General features: G+C 57.4%; 21 protein-coding genes. 11 read left to right on the forward strand and 10 right to left on the reverse strand.

The genetic code is table 11. From position 1 onward, the window contains the following. The first annotated feature begins 27 nt into the window (after nt 1-27). Nucleotides 28-234: a DUF1107 domain-containing protein gene (locus QQF33_RS07920; RefSeq protein WP_012015808.1), complete on the forward strand. Its 207-nt coding sequence runs from the start codon at nt 28-30 to the stop codon at nt 232-234. Nucleotides 235-308: 74 nt separating this feature from the next. Here the strand turns inward: QQF33_RS07920 and QQF33_RS07925 are convergent, their stop codons facing one another. The 6 genes from QQF33_RS07925 to QQF33_RS07950 form a co-directional block, all read right to left on the reverse strand. Then, entirely contained in the window at nt 309-1,646 is a 1,338-nt protein-coding gene (locus QQF33_RS07925) for a hemolysin family protein (protein ID WP_282493342.1), read from the reverse strand. Nucleotides 1,647-1,838: 192 nt separating this feature from the next. Beyond that, on the reverse strand, nt 1,839-3,377 hold the full coding sequence (locus QQF33_RS07930; protein WP_285150349.1) for an MFS transporter: 1,539 nt from the start codon (nt 3,375-3,377) through the stop codon (nt 1,839-1,841). A 58-nt stretch (nt 3,378-3,435) separates the two neighbouring features. Next, nucleotides 3,436-4,461: a Gfo/Idh/MocA family protein gene (locus QQF33_RS07935; protein WP_285157683.1), complete on the reverse strand. Its 1,026-nt coding sequence runs from the start codon at nt 4,459-4,461 to the stop codon at nt 3,436-3,438. A gap of 11 nt (nt 4,462-4,472) precedes the next feature. Next, nucleotides 4,473-5,540: a Gfo/Idh/MocA family protein gene (locus tag QQF33_RS07940; RefSeq protein WP_285157648.1), complete on the reverse strand. Its 1,068-nt coding sequence runs from the start codon at nt 5,538-5,540 to the stop codon at nt 4,473-4,475. Nucleotides 5,541-5,542: 2 nt separating this feature from the next. Beyond that, nucleotides 5,543-6,721 (reverse strand): Gfo/Idh/MocA family protein, encoded by a 1,179-nt coding sequence (locus QQF33_RS07945; protein WP_285157649.1) that lies wholly within the window; start codon nt 6,719-6,721, stop codon nt 5,543-5,545. Between the two features lie 16 nt (nt 6,722-6,737). Continuing rightward, complete coding sequence (locus QQF33_RS07950) at nt 6,738-7,892, reverse strand: Gfo/Idh/MocA family protein (protein WP_285157650.1); 1,155 nt, start codon at nt 7,890-7,892, stop codon at nt 6,738-6,740. Nucleotides 7,893-8,083: 191 nt separating this feature from the next. On the opposite strand from QQF33_RS07950, the gene QQF33_RS07955 reads away from it, so the two are divergent. Continuing rightward, nucleotides 8,084-9,142, forward strand: a complete 1,059-nt coding sequence (locus QQF33_RS07955) for a LacI family DNA-binding transcriptional regulator (protein ID WP_285157651.1) — start codon at nt 8,084-8,086, stop codon at nt 9,140-9,142. Here the strand turns inward: QQF33_RS07955 and msrA are convergent, their stop codons facing one another. Then, complete coding sequence (msrA, locus tag QQF33_RS07960; RefSeq protein WP_285157652.1) at nt 9,143-9,784, reverse strand: peptide-methionine (S)-S-oxide reductase MsrA; 642 nt, start codon at nt 9,782-9,784, stop codon at nt 9,143-9,145. Between the two features lie 225 nt (nt 9,785-10,009). On the opposite strand from msrA, the gene tamA reads away from it, so the two are divergent. The 5 genes from tamA (at nt 10,010) to QQF33_RS07985 (ending at nt 16,667) form a co-directional block, all read left to right on the forward strand. Next, nucleotides 10,010-11,743: an autotransporter assembly complex protein TamA gene (gene tamA / locus QQF33_RS07965; protein ID WP_282493350.1), complete on the forward strand. Its 1,734-nt coding sequence runs from the start codon at nt 10,010-10,012 to the stop codon at nt 11,741-11,743. Continuing rightward, nucleotides 11,740-15,516: an autotransporter assembly complex protein TamB gene (tamB, locus tag QQF33_RS07970; protein WP_285157653.1), complete on the forward strand. Its 3,777-nt coding sequence runs from the start codon at nt 11,740-11,742 to the stop codon at nt 15,514-15,516. Before tamA ends, tamB begins: the two co-directional genes overlap by 4 nt. A gap of 2 nt (nt 15,517-15,518) precedes the next feature. Then, the gene (locus QQF33_RS07975) at nt 15,519-15,863 is read left to right on the forward strand and encodes a gamma-glutamylcyclotransferase family protein (protein WP_095280525.1); all 345 of its coding nucleotides are present in this window, start codon (nt 15,519-15,521) and stop codon (nt 15,861-15,863) included. A gap of 208 nt (nt 15,864-16,071) precedes the next feature. Next, complete coding sequence (locus tag QQF33_RS07980) at nt 16,072-16,323, forward strand: AbrB/MazE/SpoVT family DNA-binding domain-containing protein (RefSeq protein WP_285157654.1); 252 nt, start codon at nt 16,072-16,074, stop codon at nt 16,321-16,323. Continuing rightward, nucleotides 16,317-16,667, forward strand: a complete 351-nt coding sequence (locus tag QQF33_RS07985) for a type II toxin-antitoxin system ChpB family toxin (RefSeq protein ID WP_285145747.1) — start codon at nt 16,317-16,319, stop codon at nt 16,665-16,667. Before QQF33_RS07980 ends, QQF33_RS07985 begins: the two co-directional genes overlap by 7 nt. A gap of 97 nt (nt 16,668-16,764) precedes the next feature. On the opposite strand, the gene QQF33_RS07990 is transcribed toward QQF33_RS07985, so the two are convergent. The 3 genes from QQF33_RS07990 to ppa form a co-directional block, all read right to left on the reverse strand. Next, nucleotides 16,765-18,747 (reverse strand): TonB-dependent receptor domain-containing protein, encoded by a 1,983-nt coding sequence (locus QQF33_RS07990; RefSeq protein WP_390888464.1) that lies wholly within the window; start codon nt 18,745-18,747, stop codon nt 16,765-16,767. 72 nt (nt 18,748-18,819) lie between these two features. Beyond that, the gene (gene yncE / locus QQF33_RS07995) at nt 18,820-19,890 is read right to left on the reverse strand and encodes a 7-bladed beta-propeller protein YncE (RefSeq protein WP_285157656.1); all 1,071 of its coding nucleotides are present in this window, start codon (nt 19,888-19,890) and stop codon (nt 18,820-18,822) included. A 188-nt stretch (nt 19,891-20,078) separates the two neighbouring features. Continuing rightward, nucleotides 20,079-20,609 (reverse strand): inorganic diphosphatase, encoded by a 531-nt coding sequence (gene ppa, locus QQF33_RS08000; protein WP_064324598.1) that lies wholly within the window; start codon nt 20,607-20,609, stop codon nt 20,079-20,081. 306 nt (nt 20,610-20,915) lie between these two features. On the opposite strand from ppa, the gene ytfQ reads away from it, so the two are divergent. From ytfQ to yjfF, 4 genes are all read left to right on the forward strand, one after another. Beyond that, nucleotides 20,916-21,872 carry a galactofuranose ABC transporter substrate-binding protein YtfQ gene (gene ytfQ / locus QQF33_RS08005; RefSeq protein ID WP_095284160.1) on the forward strand — a complete coding sequence of 319 codons (957 nt, stop codon included), beginning with the start codon at nt 20,916-20,918 and terminating at the stop codon, nt 21,870-21,872. A 111-nt stretch (nt 21,873-21,983) separates the two neighbouring features. Next, nucleotides 21,984-23,486 (forward strand): galactofuranose ABC transporter, ATP-binding protein YtfR, encoded by a 1,503-nt coding sequence (gene ytfR / locus QQF33_RS08010; protein WP_285157657.1) that lies wholly within the window; start codon nt 21,984-21,986, stop codon nt 23,484-23,486. A gap of 10 nt (nt 23,487-23,496) precedes the next feature. Continuing rightward, entirely contained in the window at nt 23,497-24,522 is a 1,026-nt protein-coding gene (gene ytfT, locus QQF33_RS08015) for a galactofuranose ABC transporter, ATP-binding protein YtfT (RefSeq protein WP_285157658.1), read from the forward strand. Beyond that, nucleotides 24,509-25,510: a galactofuranose ABC transporter, permease protein YjfF gene (gene yjfF / locus QQF33_RS08020; RefSeq protein WP_282493358.1), complete on the forward strand. Its 1,002-nt coding sequence runs from the start codon at nt 24,509-24,511 to the stop codon at nt 25,508-25,510. The genes ytfT and yjfF overlap by 14 nt, the downstream gene beginning before the upstream one ends. The last annotated feature ends 22 nt before the right edge of the window (nt 25,511-25,532 follow it).

Raw genomic sequence — 25,532 nt, forward strand, 5'->3', positions numbered from 1 at the left:
AGCGTATGATTCGCAGGAGATACAAGAATGAAAATTTTCCAACGCTACAACCCGCTTCAGGTGGCGAAGTACGTGAAGATCCTGTTCCGAGGACGGTTGTACATCAAGGATGTTGGCGCTTTCGAATTTGATAAGGGCAAAATTCTTATCCCGAAAGTTAAGGACAAACAGCACTATTCTGTGATGTCCGAAGTCAACCGACAGGTTATGCGTCTGCAAACTGAGATGGCTTAACCGCGTGCTATGCAGTAGTTAAAGCAGTATAAAAAAAACGGCTCCCGAGGGAGCCGTTGATATTTGTGGGGCGCTTACGCCGACACTTTCTCTTCCGCGTCCGGCAGCTTCGGCACCAGCACCGTCGGTTTGTTATCAATGCGCGTCACCAGCAGCTGGTCGATGCGGTAGTTGTCGATATCCACCACCTCGAATTTGTAGCCGGAGAACTTCACCGAGTCGGTACGTTTCGGGATTTTACGCAGCATAAACATCATGAAGCCGCCAATGGTCTCGTAGTTGCCTGACTGCGGGAATTCGTCGATATCCAGCACGCGCATCACGTCTTCAATCGGCGTGCCGCCGTCTACCAGCCATGAGTTCTCATCGCGCGCCACGATCTGCTCTTCCAGACCCTGGCCGACCAGGTCGCCCATCAGCGTGGTCATCACGTCGTTCAGGGTAATGATCCCCACCACCAGCGCGTATTCGTTCATGATCACCGCGAAGTCTTCCCCGGCGGTTTTGAAACTTTCCAGCGCTTCGGAGAGCGTCAGGGTGTCCGGCACAATCAGGGTATTGCGGATTTGCACGCCGCTGTTCAGCGCCAGGCTCTGGTTCGCCAGCACGCGGTTCAGCAGGTCTTTCGAGTCGACGTAGCCGATGATGTGGTCGATGTCTTCGTTACACACCAGGAACTTAGAGTGCGGATGCTCGGCCACTTTGTTTTTCAGGCTCTGCTCGTCTTCGTGCAGATCAAACCAAATCACGTTTTCACGCCCGGTCATAGAGGACGGTACGGTACGGGATTCCAGTTCAAACACGTTCTCGATCAGCTCATGTTCCTGCTTACGCAGCACACCTGCCAGCGCACCGGCTTCAAACACCGCGTAGATATCATCGGAAGTGATGTCATCTTTACGCACCATCGGCAGCTTAAACAGACGGAAAATGGTATTCGCCAGGCCGTTGAAGAACCACACCAGCGGACGGAACACGTACAGGCAGAAGCGCATCGGGTTGATGATGCGCAAAGCCACAACTTCTGGCGCAATCATACCGATGCGTTTCGGGGTTAAATCCGCGAACAGGATGAACAGGCCGGTCACCAGCGAGAAGGAGAGAATAAAGCTCAGCTGCTCGGAGAGTTCAGGCGCGAAGTACTTAGAAAACAGGCTGTAAAAAGCCGGAGAAAAGGCCGCATCGCCCACGATACCGCCGAGAATGGCGACCGCGTTCAGACCGATTTGCACCACGGTAAAGAACATACCGGGATTTTCCTGCATTTTCAGGACGCGTTGCGCATTGAGATTGCCATCGTCGGCAAGCAGTTTAAGTTTGATCTTGCGGGAGGCGGCCAGCGAAATCTCAGATATCGAGAAAAATGCACTGACGGCAATAAGACAAAGTATTACTAAAATACTGTTTAACATAGTTTATCCGGCTTCTCGCCAGATCCTCGGAAGGGAAGTTGATTTCATTCGTGTGAAGACACATTGAACATCGGCTCGTAGCGTTGAGCCGATTATTTCAGCGGGTAGTATAGCGTAAACGAGTGTAAATCCGCCAGAGGTCACATTTTGACTAAAAAAAGGCCGGGCAGACCGCGCCGCCCGGCCCTGGGGTCAGGAGAGACTGACGTTATCCACCGGCCGCCGTGCGGCGTTGCCGCCCCAGACTTCGTCATATTCATAGCCGGTGAGCTGCTTGATGATCACGCGGGTGCGGTCGTCGCAGTCGCGATAATCGCCGCCCAGCTTGCGACGGGCGATCTCTTTGAGCAGCAGCTTGTGAGTCTCGCGCGTCAGCTTGAACTTGTAGGTGGTGATAAAGCTCACCGCCAGCAGCGCGGAGGTGGCGAACAGCATCAGGCCGATGATGGCGTACAGCGCCGATTCAGGCTGCGCGCCGCTGCCTTTCACGAATCCGGACTCCTGCAACACCACACCGATCAGCATGATCGCCAGCGCCACGGTACTTTTGCGCGTCAGGACCATGACGCCGGCAAAAATCCCCTCCCGGCGCTGCTGAGTGACCATCTCGTCGATATCAGGAATGAAGCTGTAGATATTCCACGGGATGTAATACAGCCCGGAACGCGCCGCGCCCAGCAGAATAAAGACCGCCGAAAACAGAAGGGCAGGCACCTGGGTATCCGTGTAATAGACGGCGAACAAGAATGCCAGCACGAAGAAGATACAGCCGTATGAAATGCGCAGTGCCGCCGACGGGGAAATATTCAGCCGGTTTAACAGGAGCATAAATCCGTAGGTGCCGGGCACCGAGGCAAACGCCGCAATACTTAACCAGCCGGATACCGCCGCTGCGTCCTGGCTCAGGCAATAGACCACGTAATAAGTAAAAACTGAACCGAACACATCCATCGCGGTAAAGGAGAAAATATAGATGATGATGTGTAAGCGGAAGGCGCGAATATGGAACGCGGAGAAGAGATCCAGCACCAGATATTTCAGGTGATTGAGTAAACCGCTACTGCGATGGGTCTCTATTTTAAAATCAGACTCCTGATGGACATCTTTTGCCTCCCACGTCGTGCGCCAGGTAATAAAGACCGCGAGACAGAAGACGCAGGAGAAAATGAATCCGGTAAGAGTGTAGGTGAAAGGATTATCTTTTCCGGTGAAGTGCATAATCACGCCCGGCACCGATACCGCGAGAAAACCGCCGAGCTGGGAGCAGATCATGCGCACCCCGGACAAGCGGCTGCGCTCTTCGTACCGGTTGGTCATCTCTGCGGCCAGGGTCTCCCAGGGCACCAGCACCATCGCCGACAATAATTCAATCGACAGATAAGTCCCGAGATAATACCAGTAGCCCATGTCCGTCACCCACAGCAGGGCGTATAAGAACATCAGCGGGGAACTGAGTAATAAAAAGAAGCGACGCCGACCGAATTTCCGCCCAAGCCAGGTATTGCCAAAATTGTCGGTGATATAGCCCATAATCGGGCTTAATACGGCGTCAATGACGCGAGCAATAGCAAAGATAGAACCGGCTTCGAGGACGCTCAGTCCGCAATAGGTGGTATAAAAAAATAACAGCCAGGTGCCAATAATGGCGAAAGCGCCTCCGCCAAACAGATCGGTTATGCCGTAGCCAAGGGCCACACCATAACCAACCCTGCGTTCAGTTGGTTTGACCATAATATTGATACTCAGAGTAGGGTTATTTTGAACCAGATTATTTCTGGCCGTTTTTTATTCACTGCTGATTTATCTCAATCCATTGCCGCATCTGGGATGATCGATATATTGCCTCCACGAGGGTGAGTGATTTCCCGGCTTCGCGAATATCGTTGTAATCCGCTTTATCAGGATCTGTGAGTGCGGCGTAAAAATCACCGATGGCGTGCTGATGGCCGAGCCCCCAGTAGCTTTTTGCCGCGCCGTTGGGTGAGGCGTCGCTGACCAGTTTGATCCGCTCGCCGTTTTTGATTCGCCACAGGGCGTTATCAACCAGCTGCAGCGTGGCGTTTTCGCAGTGGATTTCGAGCAGCAGCGGTGAATCGGTGGTGTGGCAGTTGCTGGCGTAGAACAGCCCGCGCGCACCGTTGGTGAAGTGCAGCGTCGCCATCGCGCTGTCTTCGGCTTCCGTCACGTCCGCCAGCTCGCCGCTGTCGACGACTCCTTTCAGGCGCGTCACGCCGCCCGCAAACCACTGCATCAGATCGAGCGTATGAATCGCCTGATTGATCAGCAAACTCCCGCCCTCGGTGGCAAACCGCCCGCGCCACGGGCTTTGGGTGTAATAGGCCCCCGATCGCGACCAGGTGAGCACGGCTTTAATACTCAGCATCCTGCCGTGGTCTCCCTCCGCCAGCTCGCGGCGAATGCGCTGGCTGGTGGGGTTGAGACGGTTCTGATAGCACACGCCAAGCAAGCCCGGCGCGTTTTGCGCGGCCATTGCGATCTCGGCGATTTCGCCCCCGTTCATCCCCACCGGTTTTTCGCAGAACACCTGTTTACCCGCCGCGAGGGCCGCCAGAATCATGCGTTTATGCTCGAAATGCGGCGTGCAGATGTGCACCACATCGATCTCACCGTCGAGCAGCATTTCGAGATAGTCCTGATAAAAGCGGCACTGGTACGCCATCGCCAGCTTCAGACCCCGTTCACTGTCGATATCGACCAGCGCGCGCAGGGTCACGCCGGGCATCTGGCGCAGGGCGTTGACGTGGCAGGTGTGGATCGCGCCGCCGCCGATAATCGCCGCATTGAGCATTTTCATCGCGCCTCCCGTTAATCCGCCGCGTTCGCCAGCATCTGCGCTTTCACGCACAGCTCGGCCGCCTTGAAAGCGTGCGCCTGAGTCATCGCGTTTTCGCTGCGATTCAGGCAGTCCAGGATCAGCTCGCCAAAGAACGGGAAGCCGACCTGGCCCGCCACCGGATAGCGGAACTCGCCCTCTTTGTTGACGAGATAGACCACGTCCTGCTCGCCGCGGGTGAGATCGACGTATTTGCGGATCTCGATATAGCCTTCGGTGCCGAGCAGCGTCAGACGCCCGTCGCCCCAGGTAGAAAGCCCGTTTGGCGTGAACCAGTCGCAGCGGAAATAGCCGCTGGCGCCGTTTTCGCCTTTCAGCATCGCATCGCCGAAATCTTCAAAGTTTGGATACTGCGGATGGCTAAAATTCCGCGCCTGGGCGGCCACCACCGTGGCCTCGCTGTTCCCGGTGTAAAACAGGAACTGCTCAATCTGATGGCTGCCGATATCACACAGGATGCCGCCGAAATAGCGCCGTTCGTAGAACCAGTCCGGGCGGCCTTGCCCCTCGCGATGCGGACCGGTGCCCAGCGTCTGCACCACGCGGCCAATCGCCCCCTGTTTCACCAGCTGTCCGGCAAAGACCGCGCTCTCGACATGCAGGCGCTCGCTGTAATAGACCGCGTATTTGCGCCCGGTTTTCGCCACCATCGCTTTGGCATCATTCAGCTGATCCAGCGTGGTGAGCGGCGCTTTGTCGGTGAAATAGTCTTTGCCCGCCGCCATCGCTTTTAGCCCCAACGCGCAGCGTTCGGACGGCACCGCCGCCCCGGCGACCTGCTGCACCTCGCGGTCGGCAAGAATCTCTTCCAGCGAGGCGGCGACCTTTACCTGCGGATACTGCTGCACAAATTTGTCCACTTTCGCCGGGTCGGGATCGTAGACCCATTTCAGCGTCGCCCCGGCCTCGATCAGCCCGTTGCACATCCCGTAGATATGGCCGTGATCGAGGGCCGCCGCCGCGAAGACAAATTCGCCGGGCTGAACCACCGGCTGCGGTTTGCCCACGGGCGCGTAATTCATGCCGTCATTTTTGTTCATGGTCAGATCCCCTGGTCCAGATTTTTGCCTAATGGAATGGCACCGACTTCGCTGAAGTTCGCGACGCTGGCGGATTTTTGGTAGAAGCGCGGGGCGAGCACGTTAGTGCCGCCGGTGCGATAGAACGGGTCGTCGCGGGAGATAGGCAGCCGCACCACGCTGCCGGTGATGGACGATTTATAGATGGCGGTGATGAGTTCCAGCGAGCGTTTACCCTGCACGCCATCCACCAGCGGGGCGGTTTGGCGCTCGACGGCGCACAGCATGTCGTTGATCTGCCCGGTGTGCAGCGTCCACTCCAGTTTGGGCGTCTCCTGAAACACGGCGTTCAGCTGCGCTTCGCGCGCGGTATCGTGGGTGACCTGCGGGAAACCATTGTCGGCGCTGACGCTGGCGAACACCTCCCACGGGGCGGAGATCCGCGCTTTCTCGCCCTGAATCACGATCTTCTGATCTTCCCCGTGATGCACCACCGAGGCGGTGAGCTGCGTCAGTGCGCCGCTCGGGTATTTGAAAATGGCGGCGCTCAGATCCTCGACTTCGGCGTTGTCATGGGCAACGTTGGTCATCATCGCCACTACTTCCGAAGGATAGCCGAGCATCCACTGGATGGCGTCGATGTGATGCACCGCATGATTGAGCGTGCAGCCGCCGCCCTCTTTTTCCCAGGTGCCGCGCCACCAGAGATCGTAATAGCAGTGGCCGCGCCACCAGAACGAGTCCACCTGCGCGTGGCAGACTTTCCCCGCCAGTTCAGAATCCAGCGCCGCCTTCAAGCGCCAGAAGGCGTCGGTAAAGCGGTTCTGGGCGATGATCGACAGGGTTTTCCCGCTGGCCTGCTGCGCGGCAATCATCGCGTCGCACTCCTCCAGCGACGCGGCCATCGGTTTTTCACACAAGACGTGGCACCCGGCGTTCAGGGCGTCGATGCTGATGTCCGCATGCACGTAGGGCGGTGTGCAGACGTCGACGATATCCATTTCCGCTTCGGCGGCCAGCATCTGCTGGTGGCTTTCGTAAATGCGGGCGTGCTCCAGACCGTAGCGCGCCTTTTTCTCCTGCGCTTTTTCCGGGTAGATATCGACCAGCGCCACGATGCGGCAGCGCTGCCCGAATTCCAGATAGCTCTGAATATGGTTATGCGAGATGTTCCCTGTTCCCACGATGGCGATTTTTAACATCGTTATTTCTCCGGTTTTACCAGGTGCCAGAGGCATCCAGAGTGCGGCTGGTGGCCTCTTTTTCCACAGAGGTGGTGATGCGCTGCTGGAGCAGGTGCAGATACTGCTTTTCGTCGAGTGGGAGCGTCACCCAGTCGTCCGTCCAGGTTGAGAGGTGCATGGCGTTGGAGAGCGTCAGGCCGTTGATCCCCTCAAGCCCCGGGGCGATCAGCGGCTCGCCACGCAGCACGGCGGCGCAGAAGTTGGCGGTAATGACGTGATGGTCGCTGCACTCGGGGGCGACGGGGATCGACACTTCCCAGCACTCCGGCTCGCCAAAGCCGCTCTGCCAGCGGGCGTTGAACTCGGTTTCGGATTCCCGCAGCCGCCAGTAGCGCAGCTTGCCCTCTTCGACGACCACTTTGCCGCGATCGCCCGCGATCTCCAGCCGGTTGGTCCCCGGCGTTTCGGCGACGGTGGTGATAAACACCCCGGTCGCGCCGTTGGCGTATTCCGCGTAGGCGGTGACGTCGTCTTCCACTTCAATCTGGCGATGTTTGCCAAACTGGCAGAAGGCGCGCAGACGCACGGGCATCCCGACCAGCCACTGCCAGAGATCAAGCTGATGCGGGTCCTGATTAAGCAACACGCCGCCGCCTTCACCCTTCCAGGTGGCGCGCCAGCCGCCGGAGTTGTAGTAGCTTTGCGAGCGATACCAGTTGGTGATAATCCAGTTGGAGCGGCGGATTTCGCCCAGCTCGCCGCTCTCAATCAAATCTTTCACTTTCTGATACAGCGGGTTAGGGCGCTGGTTGTACATGATGCCGAACACCAGGTCACACTCGCGCGCGCAGGCGTTCATCTCCTGCACCTGGGCGGTGTACACACCCGCCGGTTTCTCGCACAGGGTATGAATGCCGTGGCGCATGGCCATAATGGAAAGCCGGGGATGATCGTAGTGGGGCGTGGCGACAATCACCGCGTCGATCAGCCCGCTGGTGAGCATCTCTTCGGCATCGCTAAACAGCGCCACCGGTTCGCCGACGAGTGCCCGGATCGCCCGATGTTTTGCCGGATCGTTATCGCAGACCGCCGTCAGGCAGGCTTCTTTCACCACGCCCGCCAGCAAATAGCGCGTATGGACCGTGCCAATATTGCCGATGCCAATAATGCCAAACCGTACCTTTTCCATGTCACACCTTAATTGGGTTAAAAAGAGTGATGAGGGGAAAATAGGAAAGGCCAACCGCAGCGACAATGTGTTTTTGTGAGAATACTCGCAAGGTGCATAAGTAAAAACCTACGCTCTGAAAATTTGGTTTTAAAATCAACAGGCTGTTTCTGCAAATATTTGCAAAAACTGAATGCGAGCGAGGTCACACTATGCCGGGCAAGCTAAAAATGGACGAAATCGCGGCGCTGACGGGCTATTCCGTCAGTACCGTCTCCAGGGTGTTAAGCGGCAAATCCTATACCAGCGATAAGGCCCGCGAGGCCATCGTGCGCTCTGCGCGGGAACTCGGCGTGCTGGCGTCCATGGCGAGCGGGCGGCTGTTGATTAACGGCATTGCGGTCTTTGCGCCCGAAAGAACCTTTCAGGGGCGGGGGGATATTTTTTATCTTGAGGTGACGAAAGGCATCGCCGAGGCCAGCGCCCCGCATGATGTCTGGATCAGTTATTGCGGATTAGAAGAGCAGCGCGCGGACGTAAAATTATTTCTCGAAAAAGCCGGGCATAAGAATATTAACGCGATCATTATTATTGGCACCGACGATTCCACCATATTTAAACTCGCCACCACCCTCAATAAACCCTGTGTGTTAATTAATTCTATCGATCGGGAAAATACCCTCGATTCCGTTTCGCCCGACCATCGGGCCATTGGATTTACCGCCATGCGCCATCTGTTTGAACAGGGGCATCGCCGCATTCTGACCATGACCTGCCTGCGTCGGGAGACACTCTACGCCCGACTCGACGGTATCAAAGAAGCCTATCGCCATTTTCACGTTCCTTTTGATCCGCAGAACGATCTGCTGGTGACCGAGTGGTTTACGGCGGAGGAGGCCGAGCGTGCCCTCGACGACTGGCTTGCCGCGCACGACAAATCCCAATGGCCGCAGGTGATTTTCCCCAACAGCACCAGCATGACCGAAGGCGTGCTCAGGGCGCTGGCGCGTCGCGGTCTGCGCGTTCCGGAAGATATTTCGATTATCACCACGGATTTCACCTGGAATCTGCAAAACCGGCTGGACGCGCCGGTGACCGGCGTGACGGTGCCGTGCCGCGAGCTGGGCATTGAGGCGGTTCACCTGCTGCAAACGCGGCTGAATCGGCCGCAGGCGTCGGTGTTTAACCTGCTGCTGCAGGGCAAAGTGATGGATTTTGGATCGGTGAGCAATGCGACGCGCCACGCGGCTCGCGTGGCGCTGGATCAGTAATCAGGCCAGCTGTGGCGGCAGGCAAACGCCGATCCCGCCGATGCCGCAGTAGCCGTACGGATTTTTGTGCAAGTACTGCTGGTGGTCGTCTTCCGCGTAATAGAACGGCGTGGCATTGGCGATTTCGGTGGTGACCTGGCGGTTATCGCCCGCGGCCTGCATCGCCTGCTGGAAACGGGCCAGACTGGCGCGCGCGGCGGCGTCCTGCTCCGGCGTCAGCGGGTAAATGGCGGAACGGTATTGCGTGCCGTGATCGTTACCCTGCTGCATGCCCTGGGCCGGGTCGTGGTTTTCCCAGAAAACCTGCAATAATTGTTCGTAGCTGATGACCGCCGGATCGTAGACGACGCGCACGGCTTCCGCATGACCGGTCTCACCCGAGCACACTTCGCGATAGGTTGGGTTAGGCGTGTAACCGCCAGTATAACCCGCCGCCGTGCTGTAGACGCCCGGCAACTGCCAGAAGAGGCGCTCGACGCCCCAGAAGCAGCCCATCGCGAACAGGGCAATCTCCATCCCGTCCGGGACGTGGGTCATCGAATGATCGTTTACGGCGTGTAAAGTGGCGACCGGCATTGGCGTATTACGTCCCGGCAGTGCATCTGCTTGAGAAACAAGATGCTTTTTGTCGAATAAACTCACGGTTGGGCCTCCGGGGCAGCGATGTTTCAGTTAAGGTTGTCATGGAGCGTTTAATTGAACACAATAAATACGCTGAATGAGTCTAGATTTAAACATAAGAAATATTAGGCCTGTCGGCCATTTTTCAACCCACAGATTGGGTTTTGGGCTTTTATGCCGTGAAACGCCGCGGAGCGGCACTTCAATTGCTTCCAGGGGTGGAAACAAGGATATTCAGGAGAGAACGTGCCAAAGATCCGCCAGTTATGTTTGGTCAGTTTATTGCTGACAAGCGGAGTCGCCAGCGCGGCGAATGTCCGTTTGCAGGTTGAGGGGTTATCCGGGACGCTGGAAAAAAACGTGCGTGCACAGCTTTCAACCATTGAGAGTGACGAAGTCACGCCGGACCGGCGCTTTCGCGCACGCGTGGATGATGCCATCCGCGAAGGGCTAAAAGCGCTGGGCTACTACGAACCCACCATTGATTTCGATTTACGTCCGCCACCGGCCAAGGGCCGTCAGGTGTTGATTGCTCGCGTCTCCAAGGGCGAACCGGTGCTGATCGGCGGCACCAACGTGGTGCTGCGCGGCGGCGCGCGTACTGACCGGGATTATCTGGATCTGCTGGGCACGCGCCCGAAGGTCGGCACCGTGCTGAATCACGGCGACTACGACCACTTCAAAAAAGAGCTCACCAGCGTCGCGCTGCGTAAGGGCTACTTCGACAGCCAGTTCAACAAAAGCCAGCTCGGGATTGCTCTCGACCGCCGCCAGGCGTTCTGGGATATCGATTACGACAGCGGCGAGCGCTATCGTTTTGGGGCTGTCACCTTCGAAGGCTCGCAGATTCGTGAAGAGTACCTGCAAAACCTGATCCCCTTCAAAGAGGGGGATTACTACCAGTCGCGAGATCTGGCCGAGCTGAACCGCCGTCTGTCGGCGACCGGCTGGTTTAACTCCGTCGTCGTGGCGCCAGAATTCGAAAAGTCGCGTAAAACGAAAGTCTTACCGCTGCATGGCGTGGTTTCCCCGCGCACCGAGAACACCATCGAAACCGGTGTGGGTTACTCAACGGACGTCGGCCCGCGCGTGAAAGCGACGTGGAAAAAGCCGTGGATGAACTCCTACGGCCACAGCCTGACCACCAGCGCCAGCATCTCCGCGCCGGAACAGCAGCTCGATTTCAGCTACAAAATGCCGCTGCTGAAGAACCCGCTGGAGCAGTATTACCTGGTGCAGGGCGGCTTTAAGCGCACCGACTTGAACGATACGGAATCGGACTCCACAACGCTTGCGCTGTCGCGCTTCTGGGACCTCTCCAGCGGCTGGCAGCGGGCAATTAACCTGCGCTGGAGCCTCGACCACTTTACCCAGGCTAACGTCACCAACACCACCATGCTGCTCTATCCGGGGGTGATGATCAGCCGCACCCGTTCGCGCGGTGGCCTGATGCCAACCTGGGGCGACTCCCAGCGCTATTCCATTGATTACTCCAACACTGCCTGGGGCTCGGACGTCGATTTCTCGGTGGTTCAGGCGCAAAACGTCTGGATCCGGACCCTTTACGATAAACACCGCTTTGTGACGCGCGGCAACCTCGGCTGGATTGAAACCGGCGATTTCGAACGCGTGCCGCCGGACCTGCGTTTCTTCGCGGGCGGCGACCGCAGTATTCGCGGCTACAAATACAAATCGATCTCCCCGAAAAACGACAAAGGCCAGCTGATGGGGGCCTCGAAACTGGCAACCGGATCGCTGGAGTACCAGTACAACGTCAGCGGGAAATGGTGGGGCGCGGTGTTCGTCGACGGCGGCGAAGCGGTGAGTGATATCCGCAAAAGTGATTTCAAAACCGGCGCGGGCGTGGGCGTGCGCTGGCAGTCACCGGTCGGGCCGATCAAGCTCGATTTCGCCGTTCCTGTCGGCGACAAAGACGAACACGGTTTACAGTTTTACATCGGTCTGGGGCCTGAATTATGAGTTTATGGAAGAAGATAAGCCTCGGTGTGCTGATTTTTATCGTGCTGCTGCTCGGCACGGTGGCGTTCCTGGTGGGCACCACCACCGGTCTGCATCTGCTGTTTAACGCGGCGAACCGCTGGGTGCCTGGGCTTGAGATCGGCCAGGTGACGGGCGGCTGGCGCGATCTGCGCCTCAAGAATATCCGCTACCAGCAGCCGGGCGTGGCGGTGAACGCGGGCGAGTTTCATCTGGCGGTGAAATTGAGCTGCCTGCGTGACAGCAGCCTGTGCGTCAACGATCTGTCGCTAAAAGACGTGAACGTGGCGATTGATTCGAAGAAAATGCCGAAATCTGCACCGGTGGAGGAAGAGGAGAGCGGTCCGCTTAACCTCTCGACGCCCTACCCGATCGCGCTTTACCGCGTGGCGCTTAACAACGTCAACATCAAGATCGACGACACCACCGTCTCGGTGATGGACTTCACCTCCGGCCTGCGCTGGCAGGAGAAAAACCTGACCCTGACGCCAACCTCCCTGCAGGGGCTGCTGATCGCCCTGCCGAAAGTGGCGAAAGTGGCGCAGGAGGAGATCGTCGAACCGAAAATTCAGAACCCGCAGCCGGAAGAAAAACCGCTCGGCGAAACCCTGAAAGATCTCTTCTCGAAGCCGGTTCTGCCGGAGATGACCGACGTTCATCTGCCGCTTAACCTCAACATCGAAGAGTTCAAAGGCGAACAGTTGCGCCTGACGGGTGACACGGATTTGACCGTGTTCAACATGCTGCTGAAAGTGAGCAGCATCGACGGCACCATGAAGCTCGACGCGCTGGATATTGATACCAACCAGGGGAGCGTTAACGCGACCGGGCAGGCGCTGCTGCGCGACAACTGGCCGGTGGATATCACCCTCAACAGCGCCCTGAATATCGACCCGCTGAAAGGCGAGAAGGTGAAGCTGAAAGTGGGCGGTGCGCTGCGCGAGCAGCTGGAGTTTGGCGTCAATCTCTCCGGCCCGGTGGATATGGTGCTGCGTGGGCAGACAAAGTTAGCGGAGGCCGGTTTACCGCTGAATCTGGAGCTGGTGAGCGAACAGCTCTACTGGCCGTTTACCGGCGAAAAACAGTTCCAGGCCGATAAGCTCAAGCTCAAGCTAAGCGGCAAAATGACCGATTACACCCTGTCGTTCCGCACCTCGGTGAAGGGTGAAGGGTTGCCGCCTGCGGACATCACTCTGGATGCGAAGGGCAACGAGCAGCAGATTAACCTCGATAAACTCACCGTGGCGGCGCTGGAAGGCAAAACCGAACTGACCGCGCTGCTCGACTGGCAGAAAGCGATCAGCTGGCGCGGCGAGCTGAACCTGAAAGGCATCAACACGGCGAAAGAGGTGCCTGACTGGCCGTCGAAGCTCGACGGAACCATCAAAACGCGCGGCAGTCTGTACGGCGAAAGCTGGCAGATGGAGGTGCCGGAGATCAAACTCACCGGCAACGTGAAGCAGAATAAAGTGAACGTCGAAGGCGCCCTGCGCGGGAACAGCTATCTGCAGTGGATCATCCCGCATCTGCACGTCGCTCTGGGCCGAAACACTGCCGATATCAAAGGCGAGCTGGGCGTGAAGGATCTCAATCTGGATGCCACCATCGACGCGCCGAATCTCGACAACGCCCTGCCGGGCCTCGGCGGCACCGCGAAAGGCCTGGTGAAAGTGCGCGGAACGGTGGACGCACCGCAGCTGCTGGCTGATATCACCGCCAACAATCTGCGCTGGCAGGAGCTGTCCGTCGCGCGCGTGCTGGTGAAAGGCGACGTCAAATCTACCGACCAGATCGCGGGCAACCTGAATCTGCGCGTCGAGCGTATTTCCCAGCCGGACGTGAACATCAGTCTGGTGACGCTGGATGCGAAAGGCAGCGAGAAGCAGCACGACCTCCAGCTGCGCGTGCAGGGCGAGCCGGTCTCCGGTCAGCTGCATCTGACGGGCAGTTTCGATCGCAAAGAGGAGCGCTGGAAAGGGGTTCTGGATAACACCCGCTTCACTACGCCGGTGGGGCCGCTGACGCTCTCCCGTTCCATCGCGCTGGATTACCGTAACGCCGAGCAGAAAATCAGTATCGGGCCACACTGCTGGACCAACCCGAACGCCGAGCTGTGCGTGCCGCAGACCATTGATGCGGGCGCGGAAGGGCGTGCGGTGGTGAATCTCAATCGCTTCGATCTGGCGATGCTCAAGCCGTTTATGCCGGAGACCACCGAGGCCAGCGGCGTTTTCAGCGGGAAAGCCGATGTCTCCTGGGACACCACCAAAGAGGGCCTGCCGCAGGGCAACGTGACCCTCTCCGGGCGTAACGTGAAAGTGACCCAGACGGTGAACGACGCGCCGCTGCCGGTGGCCTTCGAGACCCTGAACCTGACGGCGGATCTGCATAACAACCGGGCAGAACTCGGCTGGCTGATTCGTCTGACCAACAACGGTCAGTTCGACGGCCAGGTGCAGATCACCGATCCGCAGGGACGACGCAATCTGGGCGGCAACGTCAATATCCGCAATATGAACCTGGCGATGGTCAACCCGATCTTCTCCCGCGGCGAAAAGGCAGCGGGGATGCTCAGCGCCAATCTGCGTCTGGGCGGTAACGCCCAAAGTCCGCAGCTGTTTGGTCAGATGCAGCTCAACGGCGTGGATATCGACGGCAACTTTATGCCGTTTGATATGCAGCCGAGCCAGATTTCGATGAACTTCAACGGCATGAGCTCGACGCTGGCGGGCGTGGTGCGCACCCAGCAGGGGCAGATCAACCTCAGCGGTGACGCGGACTGGAGCCAGATCGACAACTGGCGCGCGCGCGTGGCGGCGAAAGGCAGCCGGGTACGTATCACCGTGCCGCCAATGGTGCGCCTCGACGTCTCGCCGGATGTGGTGTTCGAAGCCACGCCGAGCCTGTTTACCCTTGATGGTCGCGTCGATGTGCCGTGGGCGCGCATCGTGGTTCACGACGTGCCGGAAAGCGCTGTCGGGGTCTCCAGCGATGAGGTGATGCTTAATAATGATCTGAAGCCAGTTGAGACCAAAAGCGCCGGCATTCCGATTAACAGTAATCTGATAATTCACGTCGGCAACAACGTGCGTCTCGATGCGTTTGGCCTGAAAGCGCGCCTGACGGGCGACCTGAAAGTGGCGCAGGACCAGCAGGGGCTGGGTCTGAACGGGCAGATCAATATTCCGGAAGGGCGCTTCCATGCTTACGGTCAGGATCTGATTGTGCGTAAAGGCGAGCTGCTGTTCTCCGGCCCGCCGGACCAGCCGCTGTTGAACATCGAAGCGATTCGTAACCCTGAATCGACGGAAAACGACGTGATCGCCGGGGTACGCGTCACCGGTTCTGCCGACGAGCCGCGGGCGGAAATCTTCTCCGATCCGGCGATGTCGCAGCAGGAAGCGCTCTCTTATCTGCTTCGCGGACAGGGTCTGGACAGCCAGCAGAGCGATAGTGCGGCGATGACCTCAATGTTAATCGGCCTGGGGGTTGCACAAAGTGGGCAGGTTGTGGGTAAAATCGGCGAGACGTTTGGCGTAAGCAATCTGGCGCTGGACACCCAGGGAGTCGGTGACTCTTCGCAGGTGGTGGTCAGCGGCTATGTACTGCCGGGTCTACAGGTGAAATATGGCGTGGGGATCTTTGACTCACTGGCAACACTCACGCTACGCTATCGGCTGATGCCTAAGCTATATCTGGAAGCGGTGTCTGGCGTAGACCAGGCGCTCGATTTGCTCTATCAGTTTGAGTTTTAGCAATGCGAATATTTGTATACGGCAGTTTACGAACCAGGCAAGGCAACAGTCACTGGATGACGAACGCCCAGTTGCTGGGAAATTACAATATCGAGAACTACCAGTTGTACAGTCTGGGCCACTATCCAGGCGCGGTTCCGGGGAACGGAACGGTACAGGGTGAAGTTTATCGTATTGATAACGCTACACTTGCCGAACTTGATGCCTTGCGCACCAGGGGCGGTGAATATGCACGCCAGTTGATCCAGACTCCGTATGGCAGTGCATGGATGTACGTGTACCAGCGTCCGGTCGATGGATTGAAACTGATTGAAAGCGGTAACTGGTTAGACAGAGACCAGTACTGAGATGAACAACGCCACCTCCGGGTGGCGTTGTTTTTTGCAAGATGCTTCGCGTTCTGTTCTGCAATTTCCCCGCACTCCACTTTTTTCTCCGATGCGTTTTCCGAAACACCGAATTGCTGCACTTTTTTGCTGGCACTCACAAAAGCGTGGGCGTAAAACAGTTCTCGCACTTTCATGAGTTATACTTTGTATAACTATGGAGGTGCTCATGCGTATAACCATCAAAAAATGGGGAAACAGTGCAGGTATGGTCATTCCAGGCACAGTGATGAAAGCGCTCGGTTTACAACCGGGTCAGAGTATGGAGGCTCAGGTGATGAATAATCAGTTAGTGCTCACTCCGGTGGCAAAGCGTTACACACTTCAGGAACTGCTGGCGCAGTGCGATACGACAGCACCAGAGATCAGCGAACAGGACATCTGGGGAACATCCGGCCCCGTGGGTGATGAAGTATGGTAACGCGCCCGATCTTTGAGCGTGGAGATATTGTGCTCGTCGGGCTTGATCCCGTAAGAGGCCATGAGCAACAAGGGGAGAGTCGGCCGGCGCTTGTCCTTTCAGTCGGTGATTTTAATCAGTTAGGCATGACGCTAATTGCCCCTGTCACTCAGGGTGGCAACTTCGCTCGTTATGCGGGTTTCAGCGTGCCGCTGAGCTGTGAAGAGGGTGACATTCAGGGCGTGGTTCTGGTTAACCAGATCAGGATGCTGGATCTCAATGCCCGTCAGGCTAAACGGCTGGGTGTGGCCGCAGATGAAGTGGTTGAAGATGTGCTGCTGCGTTTGCAAACGCTTATCGACTGAGGCTGACTCTGCCGGGTGGCGCCGGCTTACATGACGGTATCGCAGCTTTAGTAGGCCGGGTAAGCGCAAGCGCCACCCGGCAATCAACGGCGCAGGATTAAAACTCAATCCTCGCCCCAAGATTATACCGACGCCCTTCGAGTTGCCCGTAATCACCCCACGAGGTGGTGCGTTTCGGGTCCGCATCGAACAGGTTATAGATCCCCGCCAGCAGCTGCGTATTTTTATTCAGCTTATAGCGCGCGCCGATATCGACCAGCGTGTAAGCCTCATATTTCGTGCCGCTGTTGCTGTCCCGGTTGCTGCTGCGGTAGTTCGCGTTGCTCCACAGATCCAACGACTGCGTCGCCGCCCAGTTCAGTGACACATTCGCCATATGACGCGGGTAGTCGTTCAGCGCGTAGCCCTTATCCACACCGGATTTCTGCTCGCTGTGGTTGTACGTGTAGTTCGCGTTGGCTTTCAGATCCTGGGTGACCTGCCAGTCGCCGTTCAGCTCGATACCGTAAACGTCCGCTTTGCTGACGTTAAAGTATTTATCGACGGAATCGGCTTTGTAGCCGTTCACTTCGCACTGGTTGGTGGCGGTGGTTTCGCAGATCGTCTGCTCAGAGATTTTGTCCTTGAACTGGGTGTAGAAGACGGTGCCGTCCAGCGACACAGATTCGCCGGTCCAGTAGAGGCCCGTTTCTGCGTTGACACTTTTCTCTGGTTTCAGATCGTCGTTACCCACGGTCAGGAACGGATACGGCGGCGTCGACCCGTGCGGGGTGACGAATTGATCCGAGGTGGCGCGCAGCTCCGGTTTTTTATAGCCCGCGGAGATCCCGCCCTTCAGCGCCCAGGCATCGGTAATCGCCCAGTTGCCGTACAGTTTTGGCGTCACGTGCGCGCCGAAATAGCTGTCGTAATCGCCGCGTGCGGAGCTGGTCAGGGTAAAATCGTTGATCGTCCAGGCGTCTTCTGCAAACAGCGCCCAGCCGTTACGCGTCACTTTGGTGACGGGCTCGACGCCCGGCAGCGTTTTGCCTGACTCATAGAAATGGTCGTTCAGCTCTTCGCGCGTGAAGTTCGCCCCGACGGTGAGCTTGTGGTTATCCAGAGTGAAGGTGGTTTGCGAGTTGGCCACGTAGTTTTCAGTCTGCACGTACTCAGGCGAGGTGTTGTCCAGCAGATACTTCGAACGCCCTTTCTCGTAGTTGATGTAGTTGGTTGTCGCAATGGTGTCCTCCGCGTACCAGCCCGTATGGGTGAGGGTCACCGCGTTGCGATCGAACTTCCACATCCACGGCGTACCGCGTTTTTTGGTGCGATTTTTTTCCTGCTCGCCCACGACCACGTTCAGGTCGAAGAGGTTATTGTCGCTGGCTTTCAGGCCCAGCGTGGCATCGACGGATTTCCGGTTGTGCTTGCCGAAGTAGTTCTGGCGCTCGTCATCGCGACGATCCAGCCCGTCAGCGGCAATGCTCAGGCCCAGCTTGTCCTGAATCAGCGGCCCCATCGCGAACAGGTTCAGCTGACTGGTGTTGCCCAGATCTTTATGCTCCTGCAGCCAGGTGTTGGCGGCGATAGCGCCCGTCCAGTCGGCCACGCCGTAAGGTTTTTTGGTGATCACGTTGACCACGCCGCCGAGGGCGTCAGAGCCGTACAGGGAGGACATCGGGCCGCGAATCACCTCGATGCGCTCGATGGCTTCCATCGGCGGTAAAAAGCCCGCTTCGGCGCCGATATCCTGGCCGTACGGGCGCGATTCGCTGGTGTTCTGCTTCACGCTGTTGACCATAAACGCCGTGTAGCTCGAGTCCATCCCGCGCATCATGATGCTGCCGTTGGCCATATCGCTGCCGCCGTTAGAGACGGAGACGCCGGGGATGTTTTTAATCGCATCGCCGATGGTCTGGTCGGGCTGAATATCCAGCGTTTTGCGATCGACCGTGGAAATCGTGGCGGGCGCTTCTTTTTTCTGTTGTGAAAAGCCGGTGGCGGTGACCACCATCTCATCGTCTGCCTGTGCGGGCAAAACCAGCGTGCCGGTTAACGCCACCATGCCTGTGAACATCATTAATTGACGCGTTTTCATAGCCATAAACCCAAAAAGGAAAAATAAAAAACACCCGCGGTCTTACGCCGCAGGGTGTGGTTGGTGAGGGAATCAGAGCTTATCGAGGGCGATTCTGATGACGTAATCCGGTTTCTCTTTCGCCACTTTCTCGTCCTGTTTGACGCTGGCATAGAGCACGTTCCCGTCAGTGGAGAGAGCGAGACTGTTCGGCATCGCGGTGGTCGCAATGCTGTTTTTCACCTTGTACGTCTGGCTGTCGATAATGCTGATGAGTTTGCCGTTGCGGTGCGTGACGTAAATCTCGTTACGTTTTTCGTTGTAAAGCACCGCCAACGAGTTGGTGACGTCGATGTGATTGAGCACTTTACCGGTGCGGATATCCACCACCATAACCTTCGGGAGATCCGGGTCAGTCAGGAAGGCGCGGTTGTTTTTGCTGTCCAGCGCGATATTCAGGAAGAAGTGCTTTTTCTCTGGTTCGACGTTGAAACGGCTGAGGATCTTGTCGCTCTGGGTATCGACGACGATCAGCCCGTTTTTACCGTTGACCACGTACAGACGATTTTTCTCCGCGTCCACCGCCAGCCCGGTCGGGTATTCGTCCATATCGGTCAGAGTGTTAATGAGCTGGCGCTTTTCGGTGTCGATCACCCAGACGATGCCTTTTTCCACCACGGCGGTGACGTACAGGCGGTGATGCTGTTTATCGAGCACCATTTCGCGGGTGTGGGCGATATCTTTCGGATTGCTGGTGTCGGCGAGCTGAATCACGGCCAGCTCTTTGCCGGTCCGGGTGTCGATCACGGTGACGGAGCCTTCCAGCGTGTTGCCCACGTAGAGAAGATGATTTTCTTCGTCAAGCGCGGTGGCAAAGGCGCGGCGCGTGGTTTCAATCACGCCCGTTCCCGTGAGGTCTTCCAGGTTCAGCTTGTAGATTTTGCCTTTGGTTTGGTCTTTATCAAACGAGGGGGCGCTGGCGGCAAACAGCACTTTTGCCTGTCCGTCATAGGCCAGCTCGTAAACACCGTGGCCCACGGGCTGGGTGACAAAGTCTTTCTCTGGCAATGCAGCCGAGAAGCCAGACACGCTGGTCAGCATGAGTGCCGCTGCCATTGCCGCGCGAATCGAGGTGCTGAGGGTTTTCACATTGTGTAGGGTCATTGACGTTTATTCACATTTATTTACGAACTGCAAATGATAATGATATCCACTCTCATTATCAAATGACGAATGTGAACAGCGACTACCTTTTCTGGTGGGGCAATAACCGGTCAGATATTAAGGGGATACGAAATGGCGGGCACAAAAAAGCCCCGACGTGCGGGGCTTAAAGCATAGGGGTGGAAGAATTACTTCTTCGCAGCGCGCTCGAAGGAGGCAACGATTTCAGCTTTCGCTGCTTCTGCGTTGTCCCAGCCGTCAACTTTAACCCATTTGCCTTTTTCGAGATCTTTGTAGTGCTCGAAGAAGTGAGTGATCTGCGCTTTCAGCAGTTCTGGCAGGTCGTTCACATCTTTGATGTGATCGTACTCTTTGCTCAGTTTGGTGTGCGGAACCGCAACCAGTTTCGCATCTTCACCGGCTTCGTCGGTCATTTTCAGCACGCCAACTGGACGGCAGCGAACCACAGAACCTGGGGCCAGTGGGTACGGAGTTGGGACCAGAACGTCTACCGGGTCACCGTCCAGAGACAGGGTGTGGTTGATGTAACCGTAGTTGCACGGATAGAACATCGCGGTGGACATGAAACGGTCAACGAACAGCGCACCGGTGTCTTTGTCGATTTCGTATTTGATAGGATCTGCGTTGGCCGGGATTTCGATAACAACGTAGATGTCTTCCGGCAGTTCTTTACCCGCAGGGACGTTGAGTAAGCTCATGTGAGTGTCCTATGTGTATGCTAAACAAGTGGCGAGTATTATAGCCAACTCACGCCGAAAGTCTCCGCCTGTTTTCATTCTCATCCCCATCCCCGCGCCATTTTCAGAACCTTTCCATGACAGGAAAATCCATAAACTCAGCCGCATATTTCATGAGCGAATGAAAGCGATTACAAACTTGTGATTAACGTTTTATTCACTTTTCTGAAGTGTGATGTAACGCAATCCGTTACATATTCCATTGGCTATAGTTTTTTCGCAGAACATCTTTTGACCAACAATAACCTGGGCTACGAGGACATCATTATGTGGAAGCGCTTACTTCTTGTCACAGCAGTTTCGGCAGCCATGTCGTCTATGGCGATGGCCGCCCCCTTAACCGTCGGTTTTTCGCAGGTCGGCTCAGAATCCGGCTGGCGCGCGGCTGAAACCAACGTCGCGAAAAGCGAGGCCCAAAAGCGCGGTATCACGCTGAAAATCGCCGATGGCCAGCAAAAACAGGAAAACCAGATCAAAGCGGTGCGTTCGTTTATCGCCCAGGGCGTTGACGCCATTTTCATCGCGCCGGTAGTGGCGACAGGCTGGGAACCGGTGCTGAAAGAAGCGAAAGACGCTGAAATTCCGGTGTTCCTGCTCGACCGTTCCATCGATGTGAAAGACAAATCTCTCTATATGACCACCGTCACCGCCAACAACGTGCTCGAAGGGCAGCTGATCGGTGACTGGCTGATTAAGCAGGTCGATGGCAAGCCGTGTAACGTTGTGGAGCTGCAGGGCACCGTCGGCGCAAGCGTGGCAATCGACCGTAAGAAAGGCTTTGCGGAAGCCATCGCCAAAGCGCCAAACATCAAAATTATCCGTTCTCAGTCCGGCGACTTTACCCGCAGCAAAGGTAAAGAGGTGATGGAGAGCTTCATCAAAGCGGAAAACAACGGCAAGAACATCTGCATGGTTTACGCCCATAACGACGACATGGTGATCGGCGCGATTCAGGCGATCAAAGAAGCGGGCCTGAAACCGGGCAAAGATATCCTGACCGGCTCAATCGACGGCGTGCCGGATATCTATAAAGCGATGATTGACGGCGAAGCGAACGCCAGCGTCGAGCTGACGCCAAACATGGCCGGCCCGGCGTTTGATGCCCTTGAGAAATTCAAGAAAGACGGCACCAAACCTGAGCAGCTGACCATCACCAAATCCACCCTCTACCTGCCAGACACGGCGAAAGAAGAGTTAGAGAAGAAGAAAAACATGGGCTACTAAGGCCGCTCAGTCAGGAAAAATGCCGGGTGGCGCTGCGCTTACCCGGCCTACAGGAAGCGCATTTGTAGGCCGGATAAGCGTAGCGCCATCCGGCGTGATGCAGGGGGAACCATGACTCAAGAACAACACCAGGAAATCCTCCGAACCGAAGGATTAAGCAAATTCTTCCCCGGCGTGAAAGCGCTGGATAACGTCGATTTCAGCCTGCGTCGCGGTGAAATCATGGCGCTGCTCGGTGAAAACGGCGCCGGGAAATCGACGCTGATCAAAGCCTTGACCGGGGTGTACCACGCCGATCGCGGCACCATTTTTCTGGAAGGCAACGCCATCTCCCCGAAAAATACCGCCCACGCCCAGCAGCTGGGTATCGGGACGGTCTACCAGGAAGTGAACCTGCTGCCAAACATGTCGGTGGCGGATAATCTGTTTATTGGCCGTGAGCCGCGCCGCTTCGGCCTGCTGCGCCGAAAAGAGATGGAAGCGCGCGCCACCAGGCTGATGGAATCCTACGGTTTCTCACTCGACGTGCGCGAGCCGCTGAACCGCTTTTCGGTGGCGATGCAGCAGATTGTCGCCATTTGCCGGGCGATCGATCTCTCCGCCAAAGTGCTGATCCTCGACGAACCCACCGCCAGCCTCGATACCCAGGAAGTGGAAATGCTGTTTACCCTGATGCGCCAGCTGCGTGACCAGGGCGTGAGCCTGATCTTCGTCACCCACTTCCTCGATCAGGTATATCAGGTCAGCGATCGCATTACCGTCCTGCGCAACGGCAGTTTTGTTGGCTGCCGCGAAACCCGTGAGCTGCCGCAGATCGAGCTGGTCAAAATGATGCTGGGCCGTGAGCTGGATACCCATGCGCTGCAGCGCGCGGGCCGCACGCTCCTGAGCGACAAACCCGTCGCCGCGTTCAAAGATTTTGGTAAAAAAGGTACCATCACGCCGTTCAACCTGGAAGTGCGCCCCGGTGAAATCGTCGGTCTGGCGGGCTTATTAGGATCAGGGCGCACTGAAACCGCGGAAGTGATCTTTGGCATTAAGCCTGCCGACAGCGGCAGCGCGATGATCAAAGGCAAACCGCAAACCCTGCGATCGCCGCACCAGGCCTCCTGCCTGGGGATCGGTTTTTGTCCGGAAGACCGGAAAACCGAAGGGATCATTGCCGCCGCCTCGGTGCGCGAAAACATCGTCCTTGCATTGCAGGCGCAGCGCGGCTGGCTGCGGCCGATTCCAAAGCGTGAGCAGATCGCCATTGCCGAGCGCTTTATTCGCCAGCTCGGCATTCGCACCCCCAGCACCGAGCAGCCGATCGAGTTTCTCTCCGGCGGCAACCAGCAAAAAGTGTTGCTCTCCCGCTGGCTGCTGACCAAACCGCAGTTCCTGATCCTCGATGAGCCGACGCGCGGCATCGACGTCGGCGCGCACGCGGAAATTATTCGCCTGATCGAAACGCTCTGCTCCGACGGTCTGGCGCTGCTGGTCATCTCCTCCGAACTTGAAGAGCTGGTGGGGTACGCCGATCGCGTGATCATCATGCGCGATCGCAAGCAGGTGGCAGAGATCCCGCTGGATGAACTCTCGGTTCCGGCGATCATGAATGCCATCGCGGCATAAGGAGTACATCGTGATGCCCCGTTCTCTTCCCAAACCTGGCGAATCCAGGCGCCGCTTCAGCTGGCCCACCGGCACGCCGCAAATCGTGGCGCTGCTACTGGTGCTGGTGGTCGATAGCCTCGTCGCGCCGCACTTTTTCCAGATTATTTTGCAGGATGGCCGCCTGTTCGGTAGCCCCATAGATATCTTAAACCGCGCCGCACCGGTGGCGCTGCTGGCGATCGGCATGACGCTGGTGATTGCCACCGGCGGGATCGACCTCTCCGTCGGCGCGACCATGGCTATCGCGGGGGCGACTGCCGCCTCGATGACGGTCGCCGGGCACAGCCTGCCGGTTGTGATTTTAGCGGCGCTGGGCACCGGCGTGCTGGCGGGGCTGTGGAACGGGATCCTGGTCTCGCTTCTGAAAATCCAGCCGTTCGTCGCCACTTTGATTCTGATGGTCGCCGGGCGCGGGGTGGCGCAGTTGATCACCGCCGGGCAGATCGTCACCTTCGACTCCCCGCAGCTGGCGTGGTTCGGCAGCGGCAGGCTGCTGCTGTTCCCGACGCCGGTGATTATCGCCCTGGTGACGCTGGTTGTGTTCTGGCTGTTCACCCGTAAAACGGCGCTGGGGATGTTCATCGAAGCAGTGGGGATCAACATTCGCGCCGCGAAAAATGCCGGCGTCAGCACCCGCATGGTGGTGATGCTGACCTACGTGCTGAGCGGGGTCTGCGCGGCCATTGCCGGGATCATCGTTGCCGCCGATATTCGCGGGGCCGATGCCAACAACGCCGGATTGTGGCTGGAGCTGGACGCGATTCTGGCGGTAGTCATCGGCGGCGGATCGCTGATGGGCGGGCGCTTTAACCTGCTGCTGTCGGTGATTGGCGCGCTGATTATCCAGGGCATGAACACCGGCATTCTGCTTTCAGGCTTCCAGCCGGAGCTCAATCAGGTGGTCAAAGCGGTGGTTGTGCTTTGCGTGCTGATTGTTCAGTCGTCGCGCTTTATTAGCATCATCAAGGGGATACGCGGCCATGATAAAACGTAACTTACCGCTCATGATCACCCTGGGCGTATTCGTGCTGGGCTATCTCTACTGCCTGACGCAATTCCCCGGTTTCGCCTCGACGCGCGTAATCTGCAACATCCTGACCGATAACGCGTTTCTCGGGATCATCGCCGTCGGCATGACCTTTGTGATCCTCTCCGGCGGGATCGATCTCTCCGTCGGGTCGGTGATCGCCTTTACCGGTGTGTTCCTCGCCAAAGCGATCGGGTTCTGGGGGATCTCGCCGCTGCTGGCCTTCCCGCTGGTGCTGGTGATGGGCTGCGCGTTTGGCGCCTTTATGGGGCTGCTGATCGACGCCCTGAAGATCCCGGCGTTTATCATTACTCTCGCCGGGATGTTTTTCCTGCGCGGCGTGAGTTATCTGGTGTCGGAAGAGTCGATCCCGATTAACCATCCGATCTACGACACACTCTCCAGCCTGGCGTGGAAAATCCCCGGCGGCGGGCGTCTGAGCGCAATGGGCCTGCTGATGCTCGGCGTGGTGGTGATCGGCATGTTCCTCGCGCACCGCACCCGTTTTGGCAACCAGGTCTACGCCATCGGCGGCAGCGCGACCTCGGCGAACCTGATGGGGATCTCCACCCGCAGCACCACCATCCGCATCTATATGCTCTCTACCGGGCTGGCGACGCTGGCGGGGATTGTCTTCTCGATCTACACCCAGGCGGGCTACGCGCTGGCGGGCGTGGGCGTTGAACTGGACGCGATTGCGTCGGTGGTGATTGGCGGCACGCTGCTGAGCGGCGGCGTCGGAACGGTGCTCGGGACGCTGTTTGGCGTGGCGATCCAGGGGCTGATCCAGACCTACATCAACTTCGACGGAACGCTGAGTTCCTGGTGGACCAAAATCGCGATTGGGATTTTGCTGTTCATCTTTATCGCCTTGCAGCGCGGTCTGACGGTGCTGTGGGAAAACCGCCTCAGCTCGCCTGTGACGCGCGTTAGCACCACAACGCTCAACAGATAACACCCTGAATTTGCTTAAAGTG

The organism is Lelliottia wanjuensis (assembly GCF_030238365.1).
GTDB lineage: Bacteria > Pseudomonadota > Gammaproteobacteria > Enterobacterales > Enterobacteriaceae > Enterobacter > Enterobacter wanjuensis.